Below are 20,945 nucleotides of genomic sequence, written 5' to 3' on the forward strand. Positions count from 1 at the left end.
GGTGCACATCACCCGATGTACTTTCGCAAATTCAGGCCAGACGAGGTGTGTACTTGCGCGGTCGTCCGCCGCTGAGAACTCCCTCGCGATATTCTTCTTTCGGCACGACGACGGGGCATGGCGCGTGTTCCCGCCTCCTCCCCGCAAACCGGAAAGGCACTTCTACGCAGGAACGGGATAAGGGATTCGTCTGATCGCGGTCCATGACCAGCCTATACAAAAGGACTGCAGAGGAAACTGATCCGATCGCACAAGCTATTGATTCATCATCGGCTCGGACGGTTTTCCGAAAGCCATCCATGGTTTGCATCGTCAATCTGCGCAGTCGAATCGGACACCTCGCAAATGCAAGCGTCGCCACTATCTCGTCAGCGTCACGCGGCCATGCGCGGACCGCTTCGAGTTCATCACCAAACTCAAATCCACGTTTACCCCGCGTTTTGAACGTCGTTCGGAAAATTGCATCACTTAGGGGTGAGCGAGCGTTGACAGTCGAGTTTCGAGCGTTTATCTTTCCGAACAGCATTCGCATTCTGGTGACGCTGTCGGAGGTATCCGAGGCGCGATGCTGACGAGGTAGGGAGGCCGGTTTCGCTTCATTGCAAAAGTCTGCGGCAGTCCAACGGCCTGGGCCTTTTCTGCGGCAGCGCGACAAAGACAAGAGGAGACGCATGAAACAGAAGAGTCTAAAGCCAAGTGCGATCAGCCTTGGCGTGCACGCGACCTGCATCGCTGCAGCGTGCGGGTTGTGGAGCGCGAACGCCAACGCCTTCCACTTCGATGTGCCGAACCCGGACATCGACATGGAATGGGACAACACGGTGCGTGCGGACTACGGCATCCGGCTTCAGAACCCGAGCCACTTCTACACGAACAGCCCGACCTACGACGAAGGCGATCTATCGACGCCGAAGTTCAGCACGATCCAGTCGATGCTGAACCTCTACAGCGAATTCGATTTCAAGTACAAGGACACGTCCGGCTTCCGCATCAGTATGGACGCGTGGTACGACCCGACGTTCAAGAATCACAATACGAGCAATCCTGCATTTCCTCCGAACTATCCGAACAACGAGTACACCAGCTACATCAAGAAGTACTACCAGGGGCCGAGCGCGGAGCTGCGTGATGCGTTCGTGTTCCACACTTTTGACCTCGGTGGTCACTCTGTCAACGTCAAGCTCGGCCGGACGGCAGTCACCTGGGGGCAGTCGGCGTTTGCTACGCTGGGTGGCGCGAACTCGGTGGCCATCGGTCAGCAGCCGCTCGACCTGATGAAACTGACGCAGAGCCCGAGCGCTTCGCTCAAGGAAATCGTGTTGCCGACGGCTCAGGCCGACGTGACGACGAACATTACCGACACGTTCTCTCTCGGCGCGCAGTACACGTTCGAATGGAATCACGATCGGCTGCCTGAGGGCGGCACATATTTCGGCGGTGCCGATCCTATTCTTTACGGACCTCCGATCGCCAGCTATCAAAACATTCCGGGGCTGGGCACATTCGCGATTCCGCGCATCGCGCCGACGAAAGGCCAGATCGGCGATATCGGCATCGACGGCAAGTGGCGTGTCGATTCGATCGCAACGACCTATGAATTTACGTACCGTCACTTCGCCATGAAGATGCCGTGGGCGGCGGTGCTACTCCCGGGTGCCGGACCCGAACTCTTCCCGGGCACCAACCTTCCCGGTGTTACGGCGAAGTACGGCAACGACGTGAACCTGATCGGCGCTGGCTTCAACAGTGCGATCGGCAGTTCGGCAGTGGCAGGCGAGCTGTCGTATCGCTGGAACATGCCACTCAATGCCGTCAACACGACGACGGTCAACGATGCGCCGACGGGTCGCACGCTGCATGGTCTGCTGAACGTCACGCAGTCGTTCGGCAAGACGCCCATGTGGGACAACATGTTCCTGCAGGCGGAATTCGCGTTCAACCAGCTGCTAAGCGTGCAATCGAATGCGCGGAATTTTGCCAACTCCAGTTATGACACCACGGGCCAATGCTCGGCATCGGGCAACTCCGCGTTTAACAACTGCTCGACGCGCTTCTGGGCCGGGATCGGCGTTGGTGCGAGCCCGCAGTGGTATCAGGTATTCCCTGGGGTTGATTTGACGATGCCGCTGTTCGTTAATCTGAATCTGAAAGGCTACTCATCTGTCATCGCGCCAGCGGCCGAAGCACAGGGGCAGAACACCTTCGTGGTCGGGCTTGATTTCACGATCTACAACAAGCATGAGGTGGACATTACCTACACCTACTACCTGAACAAGAAGGGGTACTCAACGGCGGGAGCCGCGACGGCGCTCGGTGCACCGTACAGCGACAAGTCGTGGATCGGCATTACCTATCAGACAACGTTTTGATGATGGAGGCACGTGTGAAAAGATTCCCAAAGCTTCTTAAGGCGCTGGCGATACTCGCCGCGGTTTGGGCCTCGCCGTATACGCTGGCAATCGAGAGTGGGATCACGCCGTTCGGCGCGGAAATTGCCGGCAACAAGGACGGCACGATTCCGGCATACACGGGGGGCATCAAGGACTTTCCGACCGGGTTCAAGGCCGACTCCGGAAAATGGGCCGACCCGTTTCCTGGTGAAAAGCCGGTTCTGCAAATCACGGCTCAGAACTATCAGCAATACGCCGACAAACTGAGCGCCGCCTCGATCGAGCTGTTCAAGCGCTATCCGACTTACCGGATGGACGTTTACCCGACGCACCGCTCGGTTTCGTATCCGGACTGGTATCTCCAGAACTCGGAAAAGGACGCGGAAAGTGCCAAGCTCGAAAAAAACGGCCTTTATATCGATGGGGCGTTCGGCGGCAAGCCGTTCCCGGTGCCGAAAAACGGTCAGGAGGCGCTGTGGGACTGGGAATTACGCTACGTCGGAACGGCCCAGAAAAACAACGTGAAGACGTGGCTCGTCGATTCGAGCGGCACGCCGATTCTTGCTGCGCAGTTCAAGAGTTCGCTGCTCTATCCGTATTTCGAGCCGAAGGACGAAGCGGAGTTTCGCAAGAAGGGCCCCCTCGCGATCTGGTATGAGGTATATAACGACTACGCGTCACCGGCCCGCCTGATTGGCGACACGACGCTCTTCTGGTACTTCACGGATTCGGCCGATCACGATCAGCAATCGTGGGAATACAACCCGGGCCAACGTCGCGTGCGCGTGGCGCCCGATCTCGCCTACGACACGCCGAACCCCGGCTATTCGGGCGCGATCACGATGGACGACATCCAGTTGTTCTACGGCAAGATCGATCGCTGGAACGCGAAGCTGGTCGGCAAGAAGGAAATGTACATTCCGTACAACGACTACAAGCAGCAGTACGACACGCCGGCCAGCAAGATCACCACGCCGCATTTCGTGAATCCCGATTATGTCCGGTGGGAACTGCACCGCGTATGGGTCGTGGATCTGACGCTCAAGCCGGGCGCGCGTCACATCTACAGCAGGAAGACGCTGTACTTCGACGAGGATGGCGGCGGGGGAATGATGGATGCCTACGACCAGTCCGGCAAGCTCTATCGCGCCGGCTTTGAGACCACGGTTCCAGCGTACGACTACAAGGTGCCGTATTCGCTCGGTAACTGGTTCTACGACTTCAACAGCGGCATTTATATCTTCGGCAGCCATCCGGCGGACTCGCCCGGGATTTTCTTCAACGTGAATTTCCCAAATGACTACTTCACGCCGGAGCGTATGCAATCCGCGGGTGTGCGCTAATTGCGGGCCGAGTTGAGGATGAGGTATTGAGTGATGCGTCCTGCCCGGCTTGCCTGGCGGGCACAAGGAAGGGCGCAGCACGTGCGCCGTGCCGGCTATGGCATGGCGCACAAAGAAGTTTTCATAAAAAGCTCAGGACTGTTCGCGTGATCGATCGCCAGTTACTGTGAAGGAGACACAATGCGCAAGACTCTGTTTCGTTGGCTGGCAATCGTCGCCGCGGCATGCGCCGCGAGCGGGTCGGTCTACGCCGAATTCGCCGACCCGATGCGCTCGCCCGCCGTCATCAACCCGCAGGCCGCGCATGAACCGCTGATGGCGCTGGCGCAGGCCGGACAGCGCCTGGTCGCGGTAGGTCCGCGCGGAGCAATTCTCGTATCGGACGACGCCGCCGTGCACTGGCGCCAGGTACAGGTGCCGGTGAGTTCCGATCTGGTGGCCGTTACGTTCAAGTCGGCCGCGCTGGGCTGGGCGGTCGGACACGACGGCGAGGTGCTCCATACCACCGACGGTGGCAATAGCTGGACGCGACAGCTCGACGGCCAGCAGGCGGCCAGGCTGATGAGCGAGTACTACGCGAAGCAACACGGCGATTCACCTGATCTCAAGGCATCGCGCGAAGAGGCCGAGCGCTTTGAAGCAGACCAGGGAGGCCGTCCGTTTCTCGACGTCTGGTTCGATGACGAGCGTTCCGGCTGGGTCATCGGTTCGTTCAACATCATTTTTCATACCGACGACGGCGGCAAGAGCTGGGTGCCCTGGTTCGATCGCGTCGACAATCCCAACGCGTTGAACCTGCATGCGATGCGCCGTATCAACGGCACGCTTTATATCGCGGGCGAACAGGGGCTGCTTCTCAAGCTCGATCCCGACAAGCAGCGTTTCGTCGCGGTGCCGACGCCTTCGAAGGGCAGCTTTTTCGGTCTCGCTTCGTCGGGCGATGCGCTGATCGTCTACGGTCTGCTCGGCAACGCGTATCGCTCCACCGACGGCGGCGCGACGTGGGACAAGATCACGCTGCCGACCGGCGCGAGCATTCTCGCTTCGGCTGAACTGCCGAACGGCCACCTTATTCTCGCGACCCAGGCGGGCGAGCTGCTCGAGAGCGTCGACCAGGGGGCAACGTTTCATACACTCGGCGCGAGCCAGCCGGGCGGCATCTTCGCCATGGCGCTGCGCGGCGACACCGCGGTGCTGGCCGGTGCGGCCGGCCTGTCGCGGATCGCATTGTCGAAGTTGCACTAAGGGGGAGCAGGACATGGCTGGCGGCAACAATGCCCAATTCGACAAGATGCCCGTGGTGGCGGATCTCGCCAGCTTCGATACGCGCTCGGGTAACGCGCTCGAGCGGTTGATCTTCAACCGGCGTCCGTGGCTCATCATCATCTGCGCGATCATCACGGCGGTGCTGGGATTTCAGGCGCTGCGGCTCGATGTGAATGCGAGCTTCGAGAAGATGATTCCGCTGTCGCATCCGTACATCAAAAACTACCTCGCCAACAAGGCGGATCTGAAAGGACTCGGCAATTCGCTGCGGATCGTCGTCGAGAATCCGTCGGGTGACATCTACGATCCGAAATATCTCGCGGCGCTGCGGCGTATCAACGACGCGTTGTTCCTGATTCCGGGCGTCGACCGGCCTGGCGTGAAGTCGCTCTGGATGCCGATCGTGCGCTGGAACGTGGTCACGGAGCGCGGCTTCGCAGGGGGACCGGTGATGCCGGACGGCTTCGACGGGTCCGCGCAGGCAGTCGAACAGCTGCGCACCAACGTTGCCCGCGCCAACATCGCGGGCAGCCTCGTGTCGAACGATCTGCATTCGAGCATGATCCAGCTGCCGCTGCTCGATCATTACGCCGATACCGGCAAGCCGCTCGACTACGCGAAGCTCTCGCACCGGATCGACGAGGTCATCAAAGCGGAGGGCCGCGGCGAGGTCCGGGTTCACGTGGTGGGCTTCGCGAAACTGATCGGCGACCTGATCGACGGACTCAAGCTGGTAGCGATGTACTTCGGCGTGGCCGCGGGGATCGCCCTCGTCGTGATCTTTCTCTATACGCGCTGCTATCGCAGCACGCTGCTGGTGGTGGGGTGTTCGCTGATTGCGGTGGTCTGGCAGCTCGGCATCATTCGCACGCTCGGCTATGTGCTGGACCCGTACTCGGTGCTCGTACCGTTTCTCGTTTTCGCGATCGGCGTCTCGCATGGCGCGCAGAAGATGAACGGGATCACGCAGGACATCGGGCGTGGCACGCATCGCTACGTGGCGGCGCGCTACACGTTCCGGCGGCTTTTCCTCGCCGGTCTCACGGCGTTGCTCGCGGACGTGGTTGGCTTTGCCGTGCTGATGGTGATCGACATTCCGGTAATCAAGGATCTGGCATTTACCGCGAGCGTTGGCGTGGGCGTGCTGGTCTTCACCAACCTGCTGCTGCTGCCGGTACTACTGTCATACATTGGTGTGAGTCCGTCGGCTGCACGACGCAGCGTGCGTGGCGAGCAGAACGACGCGCGCGGCACCTCGTCGGCGGGCGCGTTGTGGAATCTGCTTGATCGCTTCACCGAGCGCCGCTGGGCTGTCGGTGCGATCGTTTGTGCGGCAGCGCTCACGGTGTTCGGCTGGTCGATCAGTCAGCACCTGCAGATCGGCGACCTCGATTCGGGCGCGCCGGAACTCAGGCCGGAGTCGCGTTATAACCTCGACAACGCGTACACCAACGCGCACTACGGTCTGTCGAGCGACCTGTTCGTCGTGATCGGCAAGTCGTCGCACGGCACCTGCGACGCCAACAACTTCCCGCTGGTGCTCGAGGCGGACCGGCTCGAAACCGCACTGCGGGGCGTGCCGGGGGTGCAGACCACCACCTCGGTCGGCGGTCTCGCGCGCTGGGTGACGGCCGGGTTCTACGAGGGCTACCCGAAGTGGTACACGATCGACCGCGTGCCTTCGATCGTGAACAAGACGGTGTGGCAGATCCTGCTCGATCATCCTGATCTGCTGAGCCAGACCTGCGGCACTGCACCGGTCATCGCCTATCTGACCGATCACAAAGCGGCGACGCTGTCGCGCGTGATGGAGGCTGCAGAGGCATTCGCGAAAACCCATAGCGACGCCGATCATCAGTTTCTGATGGTGGCCGGGTCGGCGGGCATCGACGCGGTGACGAACGTCGTTGTTGCCAAGGCGAACCGCACGATGCTGTTGATGGTGTATGCAGCGGTGATCCTGCTGTGCTTCATCACGTTCCGCAACTGGCGCGCGGTCGTGGTGGCGGTCGTGCCGCTCGGGATCACGTCGGTGCTGTGCGAGGCGCTGATGGTCAAGCTCGGCATCGGCGTGAAGGTGGCAACGCTGCCGGTGATCGCGCTGGGCGTGGGCATCGGCGTCGACTATGCGCTCTATCTGCTGAGTGTGCAGCTCGCGTATCAGCGCGCTGGGCAGCCGCTGCGTGTAGCCTATCGGCACGCGGTGCAGTTCACCGGGAAGGTCGTGGCGCTGGTCGGTGTGACGTTGGCTGCCGGCGTCATAACGTGGGCGTTCTCGCCGATCAAGTTCCAGGCCGATATGGGCATCCTGCTCACGTTCATGTTTCTGTGGAACATGATCGGCGCGCTGATCCTCATTCCGGCGCTGTCGCATTTCCTGCTGCAAGGCATTTCGCGTAAAGCAGTGGCGAAGGGCGGCGCCGCCGGTTCCACGAAGGTCGAGGCCTGTAGCGGTGAGGCAACGCTGCGGTCGTGACTGCGGAACGGGTGCCGCTCTTCGCGCGGCACCCTGGCAGGACAAAAGAATTGGCCCGCTATCTACGGAGATAGCGGGCCGGGTTGCCTGCAGGTCATGCGGCGCGTTGGGGCGAGCCACTCGTTGCGCTACACCACGGACATCGAGAAGCTCAGGATCTCCGAGACCCCGCCGTCGACCATCAGCATTTGCCCATTCATGTAGGAGCTCGCTTCGGAGGCGAGAAAAACCGCGACGCCGCCGAGTTCCTCGGGGTTCCCCCAGCGTCCCACCGAGATATGCGAACGCACGATTTCCTTCATCCGCGGGTTGGACGTGACGGGCTCGGCCATTTCGGTGAGAAAGTAGCCGGGGCAGATGCCGTTGCAACGAATGCCGTGTCGGCCCAGTTCCGCGCCGAGCGATTTCGTCAGTCCGGCAATCGCGTGCTTGCTGGCCACGTATGCCTGCAGCTTCTCGCGACCGAGCACCGACACATAAGACCCGACGTTGATGATGCGTCCGTGTCCGCGTTCGATCATCGGGCGCGCAACTTCCTGCGCGAGCACGTAGGCGGCCGTGACGTTGGTATCCATCGTTCTTTGCCACATGTCGAGGTTCGACTGCAGAAAATCACTCCACTCGCAAATGCCGGCATTGTTGAGCAGGACGTCGATGCGTCCGTGGCGTGCAAGGACGTTGCGAACGCCGTTTCTGATTGCGCCCTGATCGGTGAGGTCGAACGGTTCGATATCGACGTCGCCGCCCGCTTTACGAATCGATTCCGCAGCGGTTTCGAGGCTCGCGCGCGAACGCGCGCACAGTATCACCGTCGCACCCGCTGCCGCCAGCGCGTTAGCCATGGCGAAGCCGAGGCCGCGCGACGCGCCGGTGACGAGCGCAATCTGTCCTTCCAGTGAAAAGAGTTTCATAGTCTGACTCCGTGGATCATGCGAAGGCTGGTTACCGGTGGCGAATGACGATCTTGCCGAAATGCTGCTGGCTTTCGAGGTGCCGCAGCGCATCCGGTACGCGCGCAAAGTCATAAACCGAGTCGATGACGGGCTTGAGCTTGTGCAGTCCGATCGCGCGGTTCATCGCTTCGAAATCCTGACGGGAGCCGACGCGGATCGGCGCGATCGACAGTCCGCGCGTGAAGAATCCTTCGCCGGGAGAAGGGGCGCCGGTCAGCAGTCCGACCACGCTGATGCGCCCGCTGTCGCGAGTGGCGGCAATGGACTTGCCGAAGGTTTGGGCGCCGCCCACCTCGACGACCAGATCGACCCCAAAGCCATCGGTCAGGCGCAGCACGGCGTCATCCCAATTCGGCGTGTCGCGGTAGTTGATCGTGGCGTCGGCGCCGAGTTCGGCAAGCCGTTTGAGCTTCGCTTCGCTCGACGAAGTCGCGATCACGCGCGCGCCGAACAGACGGGCGAGCTGCAGAGCGAACAGCGATACCCCGCCAGAGCCCTGTACGAGCACGGTTTGGCCCGGCAGCAGCGGCGCATGCTGGCACAGCGCGTTCCATGCGGTGAGCGCGGCGCAAGGCAGCGTTGCGGCCTCCTCGTCGGAAAGATGATCCGGAACGCTAACCAGTTCTTCCTCGCTCAGCACCGCCTTGTCGCGCAGCATGCCTTCGACGATGGCGCCGCGGCCCAGCGTATCCGCGTGTTGCGGGCGGGTGCCGCCGTGCCAGTTCTGCGCGAAATTGGCCATCACCCGGTCGCCGGGTCGGAAGCGCCGCACGCCTGGGCCGACGGCAAGCACGACGCCCGCGCCGTCCGAGGCCGGAATGAAGTTGGGCGCCATCCAGTCGCGATACGCACCGTTGATCAGCAGCAACTCGCGGAAATTCAACGAACTCGCATTGACCTGTACCAGTACCTGATGAGCGCCGGGCGGCGCCGGATCGGGTTCCTCGCGCAATGCCAGACCCGCAATACCTTCAAACCGTTCACATCGATAGAGCTTCATTGGTCGTCTCCATGGTGTCGAACGAGGGCGTCGAATTGAGCGACAAGCGACGTTCTCCTCATTCTTCTCGTTGACAGCTACAAAAAGATGAGTTCAGAATATAGAACATTGTTCAACAAAGCGTTCGGAGCGTCAAATTGAAAATACTGGTCGCGGTGAAGCGCGTGATCGACTACAACGTGAAACCTCGGGTGAAGTCCGATGGTTCGGGCGTCGATCTGGCCAACGTGAAAATGGCCATGAACCCGTTCGATGAGATCGCGGTGGAGGAGGCGGTGCGCCTCAAGGAAGCGGGCGTGGCGAGTGAAGTCGTCGTGGTGTCGGCGGGAACCACGCAATCGCAGGAGGTGCTGCGCACGGCGCTCGCGATGGGGGCTGATCGCGCGGTGCTGGTGGAAAGCGACGCGGATCTGCAGCCGCTCGCGGTCGCCAAGCTGCTGGCCGCCGTGGCCGCGCGGGAAACTCCGCAACTGGTGCTGCTCGGCAAGCAGGCCATCGACAACGACGCGGGACAAACCGGCCAGAAGCTCGCCGCGTTGCTCGGTTGGCCGCAAGCCACGTTCGCGTTCAAGACGGAAGTGGACGGTCAACAGCTACTCGTCACGCGTGAGATCGATGGCGGTCTCGAACGTGTCGCGCTCGATCTGCCGGCGGTGGTCACGACGGACTTGCGTCTGAATAGTCCGCGCTATGTGACGCTGCCCAACATCATGAAAGCGAAGAAGAAGCCGCTGGAGACGCTGAGCCCCGACGCGCTTGGAGTCGACGTTGCACCTCGTCTGAAGGTTCTCGAAGTGACCGAGCCGCCGGCGCGTAAGGGCGGCGTGATGGTTCCCGATGTTGCAGCGCTGATTGAAAAGCTTCGTAACGAAGCGAAGGTGATCTGATCATGACTATTCTCGTTATCGCCGAACACGACAACGCAAGCCTCAAGCGCGCCACGCTCAACGCCGTCACGGCGGCAGGCGCTGCGGGCGGCGACATTCATGTACTGGTCGCAGGCCACGGCGCGTCGGCGGTGGTAGAGCAGGCCGCGAACGTTGCCGGCGTCGCCGAAGTGCTCGTCGCGGATGCACCCGAATACGCGCATGGGCTGCCGGAAAATCTGGCCGCACTCGTCGTTTCGCTGGCTAGCGGTTATACGCACGTGATCGCGGCCTCCACGGCCGTGGGCAAGAACTTCATGCCGCGGGTAGCCGCGCTGCTCGACAGCGCGCAGATTTCCGACGTGATCGCTTTCAAGGCCCCCGATGTGTTCGTGCGTCCGATCTACGCCGGCAATGCACTCGCCACGGTCCAATCGTCCGACGCAATCAAGGTCGTCACGATTCGTCCGACCGCTTTCGATGCGGCCGCGACCGGTTCGGCCGCCGCGCCGTCGCGCGCCGTCGCATCCGCAGCGGCTTTCGACAAGGCCCGTTTCGTCGGCCAGGAACTGACGAAATCGAGCCGGCCGGAGCTTGCGGCAGCCAACATCGTGGTGTCGGGAGGCCGAGGCATGCAGAACGGCGACAACTTCAAACTGCTCGACGCGCTCGCGGACAAGCTTGGCGCCGCGGTCGGCGCGTCGCGCGCCGCGGTCGACGCCGGCTTCGTGCCGAACGACTATCAGGTCGGCCAGACCGGCAAGATCGTCGCGCCTCAGTTGTATATCGCGGTGGGTATCTCGGGCGCGATTCAGCATCTCGCCGGTATGAAGGACTCGAAAGTCATCGTCGCGATCAACAAGGACAGCGAGGCGCCGATCTTTCAGGTGGCCGACTACGGTCTGAGCGCCGACCTTTTCGACGCTGTCCCGGCACTGACCGCGGCGCTCGATTGACGTTCGCCCGGATTGACACCGAGCAGAACGCTGTTCAAGATAATTGAACAGCTAGTTGCAATATGGCCGTCGACTGCGCGGCCCCCACATAAAAAGGCGGAACCGGTGCCTACGCCGGCCATATGACGAAGGAGATAACAATGGGTAACACCAGTCCCGATTCGGGTGAGCACACTGTCCGCCTCGATTTTGTCCCAAAGGACAGTTACCTGTCGAAGCAGTTTCTCGAGCGCGAGAAAGAGCGCCTCTGGCCGCGAATCTGGCAGGTCGCCTGCCGTCTGGAAGAGATTTCCAACGTGGGCGACTTCGTGACCTTCGACGTGGCCGGCGAATCGATCATCGTGGTACGAACCGCGGGAGATCAGATCAAGGCCTTCTTCAACGTCTGCCAGCACCGTGGCCGGCGCCTGACTAATGGCTGTGGCAAGGCCGCGAAATTTCACTGCGCCTATCACGGCTGGCAGTGGAATCTGGATGGCAGTCTTGCGCGTGTGCTCGACAGGCAAGATTGGGAAGGTTGCCCGGACATGGCTGACGGGGACCTTCGTCTCACGGACGTGCTGGTCGATACGTGGGGCGGGTTCGTGTTCATCAATATGGATCCGGACGCAGAGCCGCTCGCGAAATTTCTCGACCCGGTGCCGGAGATCACGAACTGCTTCGAGTTCGAAAAGATGCGCTACCGCTGGTACAAGTCGATTCGTCTGCCGTGCAACTGGAAGGTTGCACTCGAAGCGTTCAACGAGGGTTATCACGTAGCGGCAACCCATCCGCAACTGCTCGACGTCGCCGGCGATGACGTGACGCGCAGTTTCTCCTATGGCCGCCATGGGATGTTTGGTTATTCGACGGCGACGCGGATGATCGGCGCGCCCTCGCCGCGAACCGGCAAGCCGATGCCGGAAGACGTACGCCAGGGGCTCGTGAACTTTTTCCGGGTAATGGAAGAGACTCTGAAGGCGATCAATACCGCGCGCGATTACGAAGCCGCGAAGCGCCTGATGACCGAAATGTCGCCGTCGGGTAACCAGTTCGAAGTCCTTGGGAAGGCGATGGAATTTCAGCGCGAGGCGGCCATCGCCGAGGGTGCGGGCTGGCCGGAGATCTCTTTCGAGCAACTGGGTCGCGCGGGAGCGGACTGGCACGTGTTTCCGAATCTGGTGTTCCTGCCGTACCCGGACGGCGCGTTGTTCTATCGCGCGCGGCCGGATGGCGACAACCCGGATTCGTGCATCTACGACATCTGGTCGCTGCAGCGCTTCGCGCCTGGGGCGGAGCCGCCGTTGAAGCGCGAGTTCTATTACGGCATGGACGACTGGAAGGAGAACGCGCAGGAGAACTTCGGCCTGATCCTGTGGCAGGACTTCCAGAACATGACCAACGTTCAGCAGGGCATGAAGTCGCGCGGCTTCAAGGGTTTGCGCACCAATCCGCTGCAGGAATCGTCGGTTTCGAACTTCCATCGCGCGCTGCGCGAATTCATCGCGCGGGATGAGTGATGTCGACAAACTGGGACGCAACCTACGACTTCGTGGTGGTCGGCAGCGGCGGGGGGTCGATGTGTGCGGCGCTTGCCTGCAAGTCGGTCGGCAAAGAAGCACTGATCATCGAGAAGCAGGCGAAGGTCGGCGGCTCGACCGGATATTCGGGCGGGGTCTGGTGGCTTCCGAACAATCATGTGATGAAGCGTCACGGCGTCAGCGATTCCTATGAACGCGCGCGCCAGTACTTCGATGCGGCGGTTACTTATCAAGGGCCGGGGACTTCTGACGCGCGACGCGAGGCTTACTTGCGCACCGGCCCGAAGATGGCCGAGTTTCTCGAGCAGCAGGGGATGCAGTTCGTGTACGCGGACGGCTGGTCCGATTACTACGACACGCTGCCCGGCGGCGAGCCGCGTGGCCGGTCGCTGCTGGCCAGGTTGTTCGACGTGAAGGAACTGGGCGAATGGGCGCCGCGTCTGTCGCGCTACAAGGGCCCGTCGATGCCGGCCAACTCGGACGAGTATCCGCAACTGTTTCTGATGAAGCGGACGTGGGGCGGCAAGCGCAAGGCGATGCAACTGGGTGGCCGGATGCTCTATCAGAAGATTACCGGCAAGGAGCTCGTGGCCAACGGCGCGGCGATTCAGGGGCGCATGCTGCAGATGGCGCTGCGCGCAAACGTGCCGATCTGGACGGACACGCCGGTGCGCGAGTTCATCGTCGACGACGGACGCGTGACAGGCATCGTCGCGGTGCGCAGCGGCCGCGAGTTGCGCGTGCGTGCTCGCGAAGGCGTCCTGCTGAATACCGGCGGCTTTTCACACAACGCGGAAATGCGCCGCAGGTACCAGCCGCAGCCGTCGTCCGCGGACTGGACCAATGCGAATCCGGGCGATACCGGTGAAATCCTGCAAGCCGCGATTGCGCTCGGCGGCGCAGTGGACTGCATGGAGGAAGCGTGGTGGGTCGTGACGTCGCTCGGTCCCAACGAGGAACTGCCCGAAGGTGCACGCGCGCCGGATGGCTCGCCGCTGCCGTTCATGCATCACCTCGACCTGTCGCTGCCGTTTTCGATCATGGTCGATCAGGACGGCGAGCGCTTTTGCGACGAAGCGGGAGCGTACATGGAAATCGGTCAACGCATGTACCAGCGCCACAAGCAGACGGGTAAGGCCGTTCCCGCATGGGTCGTGATGGACAGCCGGCAGCGTAAGTACTACCCGTGGGGCACGGCGATGCCGGGCCAGATTCCGCAGAAGTGGCTCGACAGTGGATACATGATCAAGGCTGACACGCTCGAAGAACTGGCCGCGAAATGCAGTATCGACCGTGCTGGGCTGCTCGAGACCGTCAAGCGCTTCAACGGCTTCTGCGAAACGGGCGTCGACGAAGATTACGGTCGCGGCTCGCGCGCATTCGATCGCTGTCATGGAGACCCGACCATCAAACCGAACCCCAATCTCGGGCCGATCGAGGAGGGGCCGTTCTACGCCGTGCGCATGTATCCAGGGGATGTGGGCACGGCAGGCGGTCTCGTGACCGACGAATACGGGCGCGTGCTGAAGGACGATGGTTCGCAAATCCCTGGGCTGTACGCCACCGGCAACTGCACGGCATCCGTGGTTGGCCGGTGTTATCCGGGCGCCGGCAGCAGCATCGGCGCATCGTTCGTGTTCGGTTACATCGCGGCGCTGCATGCGAGCGGCGCGCAAAAGATCTGGTGACACAGGAGAGTGACGAATGAATGCCTATCAGCCGCCCAGCAGCGAAATCCTGGTCGACATCTACAGGCGCATGGCTCTCATCAAGCAGAACGATGAGCGCTTTCGTGCCGTTATCAAGGCCGGCAAGCTGGTGATGCCGTACTACTCGCCGCGCGGCCAGGAAGTGATTCCGTCGGCGATGTCGGTGTGTCTCACCGACGACGACTACATCTGCACGATCTACCGCGGCGTCCATGACATGATCGCCAAAGGTGTGCCGCTCAAGGAACTCTGGGCCGAGCTCGGAGGACGAGTGACGGGGACGTGCAAAGGCAAGGGCGGCCCGATGCACGTCACGCATCCCGCGTCGGGCGTCATGGTGACGACCGGCATTGTCGGCAGTTCGATGCCGATCGCAAATGGGCTTGCGCTCGCCGCGCAGATTCGTGGTGAATCGCGCGTGGCCGTGGCCTACTTCGGTGACGGCGCATCAAACATTGGCGCCTTCCACGAGTCGCTGAACATGGCGTCCGTGTGGAAGTTGCCGGTGATTTTCGTCTGCCAGAACAACGGCTATGCCGAGCACACCAAATACGCGTATGGCACGTCCGCGCCGAACATCGCCCAGCGCGCCGTCGCGTACCAGATGCCGGGCATCACGGTGAACGGCAACGATCCGATTCAGATGCACAAGGCGGCGCACGAAGCGGTCGAACGCGCGCGCAATGGCGGCGGCCCGACGCTGATCGAAGCGAACACGTTCCGCTTTCAGGGGCACGTGTTCGGCGACCCGGACGCCTATATGGACAAGCACGAAAAGGCCGCCTGGCTCGCGAAGGATCCGGTGCCGCTGTTCCGTCAGTGGCTCATCGATGCGAAGCATGCGACCGAGGAGCAACTGGTTGCGATGGAAGCCGAACACGAGGCGCAGATCGACGCCGCGGTCGAATTCACGCTGTCGAGCGAATATCCCGATGTCGCGGAGCTTCGGCGCGACATCTTCAAGGACGAGGTACTTGCATGAGCCAGCAGCCAACCAACATCAACACCATCCAGGCGGTCAACTTCGCGCTCGACGACGCGATGGCCGCCGACGCCAACGTAATCGTGCTGGGCGAAGACGTTGCCGACGGCCAGGAGGGCGGCATTGTCGGCGTAACGAAGGGACTGTCGTCGAAATACGGCACGTCGCGGGTGCGTTCGACGCCGATTTCGGAGCAGGCCATCATCGGTGCGGCAATCGGCGCTTCGATGGTCGGGATGCGTCCTGTGGCGGAAATCATGCTGATGAACTTCACGACCGTCGCGATGGACATGATCGTGAATCACGCCGCGAAGCTGCGGTTCATGTCGGGCGGACAGACCCATGTGCCGATCGTCATCCGCACCATGACGGGTGCGGGCTTCGGCACGGGTGGTCAGCACGCCGACTACCTCGAGGCCTGGTTTGCGCACGTTGCCGGCATCAAGGTCGTCACACCGTCGAATCCTGCCGATGCGTATGGCTTGATGCTGTCCTGCATCCGCGATGACGACCCTTGCCTATTCATCGAGAACATGCCGACCTACTGGAATCCGGGCAGTGCGCCGGAGCGCGGCGTGGCGATTCCGCTTGGCAAAGCCAACGTGATTTGCGCGGGTACCGACGTGACGGTGATCAGCTACAGCCGCCGCGTGCAGGAAGCCATGGCTGCTGCCGAAGTGCTGGCCAAAGATGGTGTCGCCTGCGAAGTGATCGATTTGCGCACCGTCTCTCCGTTGGATACCGAAACTATCCTGACTTCGGTTGCAAAAACCGGGCGCGCCGTTGTCGTGCACGAAGCCGTCAAACCGTTCGGCGTGGGTGCGGAAATCGCATCCCGTATCTACGAAGCCCTCTTTCGCGAGCTCAAGGCGCCCGTGCAGCGCGTAGGCGCGCAATTCTGCCCCGTGCCGTTCTCGAAGCCGCTCGAAGACGCGTTCGTACCGGGCGTGGCCGAAATCGAATCGGCGGTTCGCGCGACGCTGAAATGACAGGCACGAACACCCGGAATTCCATCATCAATAGAGCAAGGTCATGACCACACAAGTGCTGCTTCCCAAACTGGGCTTTTCCATGAACGAAGGCACGCTAGCCGAATGGCTGGCGGACGACGGCGCAACCGTGAGCGAAGGGCAGATTCTCTACGCGCTCGAAAGCGACAAATCGATTCAGGAGGTCGAGTCGCCCGCGTCGGGCACGCTGCGCATCGTTGCCCAGGTTGGCGAAGTGTATCCCGTCGGCACGGTGCTGGCGGAAATCGTCTGATTGGCCATAGGCCGTCACGCTGTCCAACAGTCGTTCGAAGAGGCATCCGCGATGAGTGTCGAATCCGTTGCTACGCGACCGCAGTCCGATGTGAATACCGGCCCCGGCGAGGCTGCAGTCCCCGCTTTCGGCGCGAATCTGCCGTCTTGGCCGCAGGTCGATTTCGCCGAATTCGGCGAGGTGGAAGTCAAGCCGGTGTCGCGCATCCAGAAGCTCACAGGAGCCTTCCTGTCGCGCAACTGGCTGACGATCCCGCATGTGACCCACCACGACGACGCTGATATTACGTCGCTCGAAAGTTATCGCAAGGCCCGTAACGAGGCGGGCACGGTGGTTAAGCTGACGCCGCTCGTCTTCCTTATCAAAGCCGTGGTGCGGGCTTTGCAGGAGTTCCCGCAATTCAACGCGTCGCTCGACGGTGACGGCAAAAACATCGTTCTGAAGAAGTACTTCCACATCGGGGTCGCCGTGAACACGCGCTTCGGATTGCTGGTGCCGGTGCTGCGCGATTGCGACCGGAAGAGCGTCGAAGAACTCTCGGCGGAACTTGCGGCAATTTCGCAGAAGGCGCGCGAAAAGGGTTTATCGATGGCAGAGATGTCGGGCGGTTGCTTTTCGATCAGTTCGCTCGGCGGCTTTGGCGGTACCGGTTTTACGCCTATCGTCAATGCGCCGGAGGTGGCGATTCTCGGCGTGACTAAAACCCGGCTGGTAGCCGCGCCGGCGGACGACGGCGGCGTCAGTTGGCGCAAGATGCTGCCCCTGTCGCTCAGCTACGACCATCGAGTGATCAACGGAGCCGACGCGGCGCGGTTCGCCGCATTCATTGGAACCGTGTTGGCCGATCCGCAGACGCTCGCTGGCTAACAGTCGATCTGACAAAACAACGACAGGATTGAGATGAGAACCCTTGGCGAGATGATCGAGCGAAACGCTCGCTTGCATGCCGACCACACGGCGCTCGTGTACGCCGACCGGCGTCTGACGCACAGTCAGTTGGCGGAGCGCGCACGCCGCTTTTCGGGAGCGCTATATGAGCGCGGCCTGCGGCGTCAGGACCGGGTTGCGATCCTCGCGATGAATTGCGCGGAGTACTACGAGAGCTACCGTGCATGCGAGTGGGCCGGCTTCATTCTGGCAACCGTCAATTTCAGACTGGCCCCCGCAGAGATTCTTTATATTCTTAAGGACGCGGCCCCAAAGGCGCTCGTATTCGAGGCTCAGTATGCCGATGTCGTGAACGGACTGCGTTCGCAACTGCCCGAAATCGAGCAGTACATCTGCATTGGCGACGCACCGGATTGGGCCGTTTCGTTCGAGGCGGTGATGAAAGCCGGCCCAGTGGAAGGGCCGCCGATCCGTTCGAAACCGGAAGACTACGCGTACCTGATGTACACGAGCGGCACCACGGGGCGTCCCAAGGGCGTCGTGCGCACGCACCATGCCATGTGCGTCACCGCGGAAAGCTGCGCGCTGGTGACGGAGTTTTCGGGCAATACCCGCGTGCTACAGACGACGCCGGCGTTCCACGTCGGCGGGATTGGCTTCGTTAATTCGGTGGCCTGGATGGGCGGCACGACGGTCGTGCATCGCACCTTCGAGCCGAAGCAAATGCTCGAGACGATCGCCGAAGAACGGATCACCTTCACGTTCATGGTTGCCGCGATGCTTCAGGCGGTCCTCGATGTGCCCGAACTGTCGAGCTATGACGTGTCCAGCATCGAAAACATCGTCACGGCGGCAGCCCCGGTGCCGGCACCGCTGCTGTCGCGCGGCATTCAGGTGCTCGGCCCGGTGTTTTCGGTCCAGTACGGCATGACCGAGAGCAACGCCTGCTGGTTGCCTGCGCACGAGGTCAGGCCCAAAGGGTCCCCGGAACAGGTACGGCGTCTCGCATCGGTGGGGCGCCCGTGCCCCGGCATCGAACTGCGCATCGTCGACGATCAAGGCAACGAGCTGCCGCAAGGCCAGACCGGCGAGGTCTGGCTGCGCTCGCAGACGCAGTTGAGTGGCTACTGGAACAACAGCGTGGCGACGGTGGAAGCACTGCGCGATGGCTGGTATCGCTCGGGCGACATGGGCTACCAGGACGAGGACGGCTACATTTTCCTCGTCGACCGCAAGAAGGACATGATCATTTCCGGCGGCGAGAACATCTACAGCCGTGAAGTCGAAGATGCGCTGCTCCAGCATCCGGCAGTCGTCGACGTGGCGGTGATCGGCGTGCCGCACGAGAAGTGGGGAGAGTGCGTGAAGGCGATCGTCGTGCTGCGCCGTGGCGAGCAAGCGGGCGAAGCCGAATTGATCGAGTTCTGTCGCGGCTTGATCGCGAGCTACAAATGTCCGAAAGCCATTGCATTCATCGACGAATTGCCGAGGCTGCCGACGGGCAAGATCAGCAAGGTCAGTCTGCGCGCGCAGTTTGCCCGGTGAACGGCAATCGCCTCAATTGGAGGGAATCGACCATGGCCAAATGGCTGAAAACATCGGAGTGCGTGAAGTTTGAAGTGGCGGACCGCGTTGCGCGCATCACGCTGACTCGTCCGGACAAGCGCAACGCCATCAACAATCCGCTTCTGCAGGAACTCAAGGCCGCGTTGCTCGAAGCCGACGACCTCAAATCGGTGAACGTGATCGTACTGTCGGGAGCTGGCCGCGACTTCTGCGCGGGCTACGATCTGGTGACGACGTATTCGGATCGGGCCGCGGACGCCGCTGATCCGGGGGACTATCGTGGAACGATTCGCAGCTTCGACGACGACTGCTGGTCGATGGAGCGGCAGTCGGAGACGGTCAATCTGATGGCCGATATCCACAAGCCGATCATCGCGCAGGTGCATGGCAACTGTCTTGCGGGCGGCACCGATCTCGCGCTGGCGTGCGACATGGTGATCGCCGCCGACAACGCGAGGATCGGCTTTCCCGCCACGCGCGCGAACGGCTCGCCGCCTGCGCATATGTGGTTCTATCACGTCGGCCCGCAGTGGGCGAAGCGCCTGCTGCTGTCTGGCGACTCGCTGACGGGCCGCGACGCCGCGAAGATCGGGCTCGTCATGGATGCGGTGCCGGCAGAGCAGGTCGAAGCGGAGGTGGGCGAGTTGGCACGCCGTCTGTCGTTTGTCGATGCCGATCTGCTTGCGGCTAACAAGCGCATTGTCAACATCGGGCTGGAGCTGGCCGGTTCGCGCACGCTTCAGCGGCTCGCGGTGGAAAACGACTCACGGGCTCACCAGAGCCTGGGGCCGCGCCGCGCGCAGTTCAAGGCGGACATGGAAGCGGTTGGCCTGAAGGAAGCGCTCAAGCGCCGCGACGAGCCGTTCGGCGACGGGATGATCCGCCTGCATGCTCGCGGCAGTTGACCAGACCGTCGAACGGACGAACCAAACTCAGACGAAGAGCCGAACATCATGGATGTTGAACTCACTTTGAACGGCGCGGTTGCGACGCTGTGTCTGAACCGCCCCGAGAAGCTCAACGCGCTGACGCCGGAAATGCTTGATCTGATTCTCGGCCACCTCGATCGCGTCGAAAAGGATCCGGAGATTCGCGCGGTGATTCTCACTGGCGCAGGCCGCGCATTTTGCGCCGGTGCCGACATCAAGGGCAGCGGCGCCGCGCCACCGCAGATGAGTGTGGCGCACGCGCGCGCATCGATGGCGGTGTATCAGAAGATCGCGCTTCGGTTGTACAACCTGAACAAGCCAGTGGTCGCGGCGGTACGAGGCGTTGCCGTGGGAATTGCCTGGAGCTTTGCGTTGTGCGCGGACCAGCTCATCGTTTCCGATACGGCGCAGTTCATTCCCGCCTTCCTGATGCGCGCCACCTTACCCGAAGGCGGCATGGTGTATCTGCTTGCGCGTCATTGCGGCGAGTTTCGCGCCAAGGAAATCATGTATCTGAATCGCCGGCTGAGCGGCAAGGAAGCACTCGATATGGGTCTTGCCAGCCATCTCGTCGAGGACGGCGAGCTTGACGCGGCCGCCGAAAAGCTGGCTGGCGAGCTGGCGGCTGGCCCGACTTTCTCGCTCGGGCTGACCAAGCAGTTGTTCAGGTTGAACCCCGGTGGCATGGAAGAGTTTCTTGCGCAGGAACTGAACGCGGTGGCGCTCGCGGTGAACTCCGAGGACGCCGCGGAGGGCCGGCTCGCCGCGAGAGAAAAACGCGCACCGGCTTTCAGAGGCCGCTAGGCGGAGCACCCGCACAAGCGCGGCGCAGTGGCGC

The 20,945-nt window shown here is 61.9% G+C and carries 17 protein-coding genes; 15 read left to right on the forward strand and 2 right to left on the reverse strand.

Annotated elements, in window-relative coordinates; translation table 11 throughout:
• The first annotated feature begins 671 nt into the window (after window positions 1-671).
• From OKW38_RS33015 to OKW38_RS33030, 4 genes are all read left to right on the forward strand, one after another.
• Window positions 672-2,369, forward strand: a complete 1,698-nt coding sequence (locus tag OKW38_RS33015) for a DUF1302 domain-containing protein (RefSeq protein ID WP_244144842.1) — start codon at window positions 672-674, stop codon at window positions 2,367-2,369.
• A 14-nt stretch (window positions 2,370-2,383) separates the two neighbouring features.
• On the forward strand, window positions 2,384-3,733 hold the full coding sequence (locus OKW38_RS33020; protein WP_090810376.1) for a DUF1329 domain-containing protein: 1,350 nt from the start codon (window positions 2,384-2,386) through the stop codon (window positions 3,731-3,733).
• A gap of 180 nt (window positions 3,734-3,913) precedes the next feature.
• Window positions 3,914-4,978, forward strand: coding sequence for a WD40/YVTN/BNR-like repeat-containing protein (locus OKW38_RS33025; protein WP_429364973.1), 1,065 nt, complete (start codon window positions 3,914-3,916; stop codon window positions 4,976-4,978).
• Between the two features lie 13 nt (window positions 4,979-4,991).
• Window positions 4,992-7,475, forward strand: a complete 2,484-nt coding sequence (locus OKW38_RS33030) for an efflux RND transporter permease subunit (protein ID WP_429364974.1) — start codon at window positions 4,992-4,994, stop codon at window positions 7,473-7,475.
• Between the two features lie 128 nt (window positions 7,476-7,603).
• Here OKW38_RS33030 and OKW38_RS33035 read toward each other — a convergent pair whose 3' ends face one another.
• On the reverse strand, window positions 7,604-8,386 hold the full coding sequence (locus tag OKW38_RS33035; protein ID WP_018425505.1) for an SDR family oxidoreductase: 783 nt from the start codon (window positions 8,384-8,386) through the stop codon (window positions 7,604-7,606).
• A 31-nt stretch (window positions 8,387-8,417) separates the two neighbouring features.
• Window positions 8,418-9,428 carry a zinc-dependent alcohol dehydrogenase family protein gene (locus tag OKW38_RS33040; protein ID WP_184061948.1) on the reverse strand — a complete coding sequence of 337 codons (1,011 nt, stop codon included), beginning with the start codon at window positions 9,426-9,428 and terminating at the stop codon, window positions 8,418-8,420.
• A gap of 137 nt (window positions 9,429-9,565) precedes the next feature.
• Here OKW38_RS33040 and OKW38_RS33045 point away from each other — a divergent pair, with 137 nt between their 5' ends.
• The 11 genes from OKW38_RS33045 to OKW38_RS33095 all read left to right on the forward strand — a co-directional run bounded on the left by OKW38_RS33045 (window position 9,566) and on the right by OKW38_RS33095 (window position 20,911).
• Window positions 9,566-10,315 carry an electron transfer flavoprotein subunit beta/FixA family protein gene (locus OKW38_RS33045; RefSeq protein ID WP_018425503.1) on the forward strand — a complete coding sequence of 250 codons (750 nt, stop codon included), beginning with the start codon at window positions 9,566-9,568 and terminating at the stop codon, window positions 10,313-10,315.
• 2 nt (window positions 10,316-10,317) lie between these two features.
• Window positions 10,318-11,250, forward strand: a complete 933-nt coding sequence (locus OKW38_RS33050; protein ID WP_429364975.1) for an electron transfer flavoprotein subunit alpha/FixB family protein — start codon at window positions 10,318-10,320, stop codon at window positions 11,248-11,250.
• A gap of 140 nt (window positions 11,251-11,390) precedes the next feature.
• Complete coding sequence (locus tag OKW38_RS33055) at window positions 11,391-12,749, forward strand: aromatic ring-hydroxylating oxygenase subunit alpha (protein WP_429364976.1); 1,359 nt, start codon at window positions 11,391-11,393, stop codon at window positions 12,747-12,749.
• Window positions 12,749-14,458 (forward strand): FAD-binding protein, encoded by a 1,710-nt coding sequence (locus tag OKW38_RS33060; protein WP_429364977.1) that lies wholly within the window; start codon window positions 12,749-12,751, stop codon window positions 14,456-14,458. Before OKW38_RS33055 ends, OKW38_RS33060 begins: the two co-directional genes overlap by 1 nt.
• Window positions 14,459-14,474: 16 nt before the next feature.
• Window positions 14,475-15,461, forward strand: a complete 987-nt coding sequence (locus tag OKW38_RS33065) for a thiamine pyrophosphate-dependent dehydrogenase E1 component subunit alpha (protein ID WP_429352509.1) — start codon at window positions 14,475-14,477, stop codon at window positions 15,459-15,461.
• Window positions 15,458-16,450, forward strand: a complete 993-nt coding sequence (locus OKW38_RS33070; protein ID WP_429364978.1) for an alpha-ketoacid dehydrogenase subunit beta — start codon at window positions 15,458-15,460, stop codon at window positions 16,448-16,450. The genes OKW38_RS33065 and OKW38_RS33070 overlap by 4 nt, the downstream gene beginning before the upstream one ends.
• Window positions 16,451-16,493: 43 nt before the next feature.
• Window positions 16,494-16,724 (forward strand): biotin/lipoyl-containing protein, encoded by a 231-nt coding sequence (locus tag OKW38_RS33075; protein WP_018425497.1) that lies wholly within the window; start codon window positions 16,494-16,496, stop codon window positions 16,722-16,724.
• A 51-nt stretch (window positions 16,725-16,775) separates the two neighbouring features.
• Window positions 16,776-17,591, forward strand: a complete 816-nt coding sequence (locus OKW38_RS33080) for a 2-oxo acid dehydrogenase subunit E2 (protein WP_429364979.1) — start codon at window positions 16,776-16,778, stop codon at window positions 17,589-17,591.
• A gap of 33 nt (window positions 17,592-17,624) precedes the next feature.
• Window positions 17,625-19,157 carry a class I adenylate-forming enzyme family protein gene (locus OKW38_RS33085; protein ID WP_429364980.1) on the forward strand — a complete coding sequence of 511 codons (1,533 nt, stop codon included), beginning with the start codon at window positions 17,625-17,627 and terminating at the stop codon, window positions 19,155-19,157.
• Window positions 19,158-19,189: 32 nt separating this feature from the next.
• On the forward strand, window positions 19,190-20,083 hold the full coding sequence (locus tag OKW38_RS33090; protein ID WP_429364981.1) for a crotonase/enoyl-CoA hydratase family protein: 894 nt from the start codon (window positions 19,190-19,192) through the stop codon (window positions 20,081-20,083).
• A gap of 48 nt (window positions 20,084-20,131) precedes the next feature.
• Window positions 20,132-20,911: an enoyl-CoA hydratase/isomerase family protein gene (locus OKW38_RS33095; RefSeq protein ID WP_090808825.1), complete on the forward strand. Its 780-nt coding sequence runs from the start codon at window positions 20,132-20,134 to the stop codon at window positions 20,909-20,911.
• Window positions 20,912-20,945: the final 34 nt, after the last annotated feature.

The sequence above is a fragment of the Paraburkholderia sp. MM5496-R1 genome (assembly GCF_050436205.1).
GTDB lineage: Bacteria > Pseudomonadota > Gammaproteobacteria > Burkholderiales > Burkholderiaceae > Paraburkholderia > Paraburkholderia tuberum.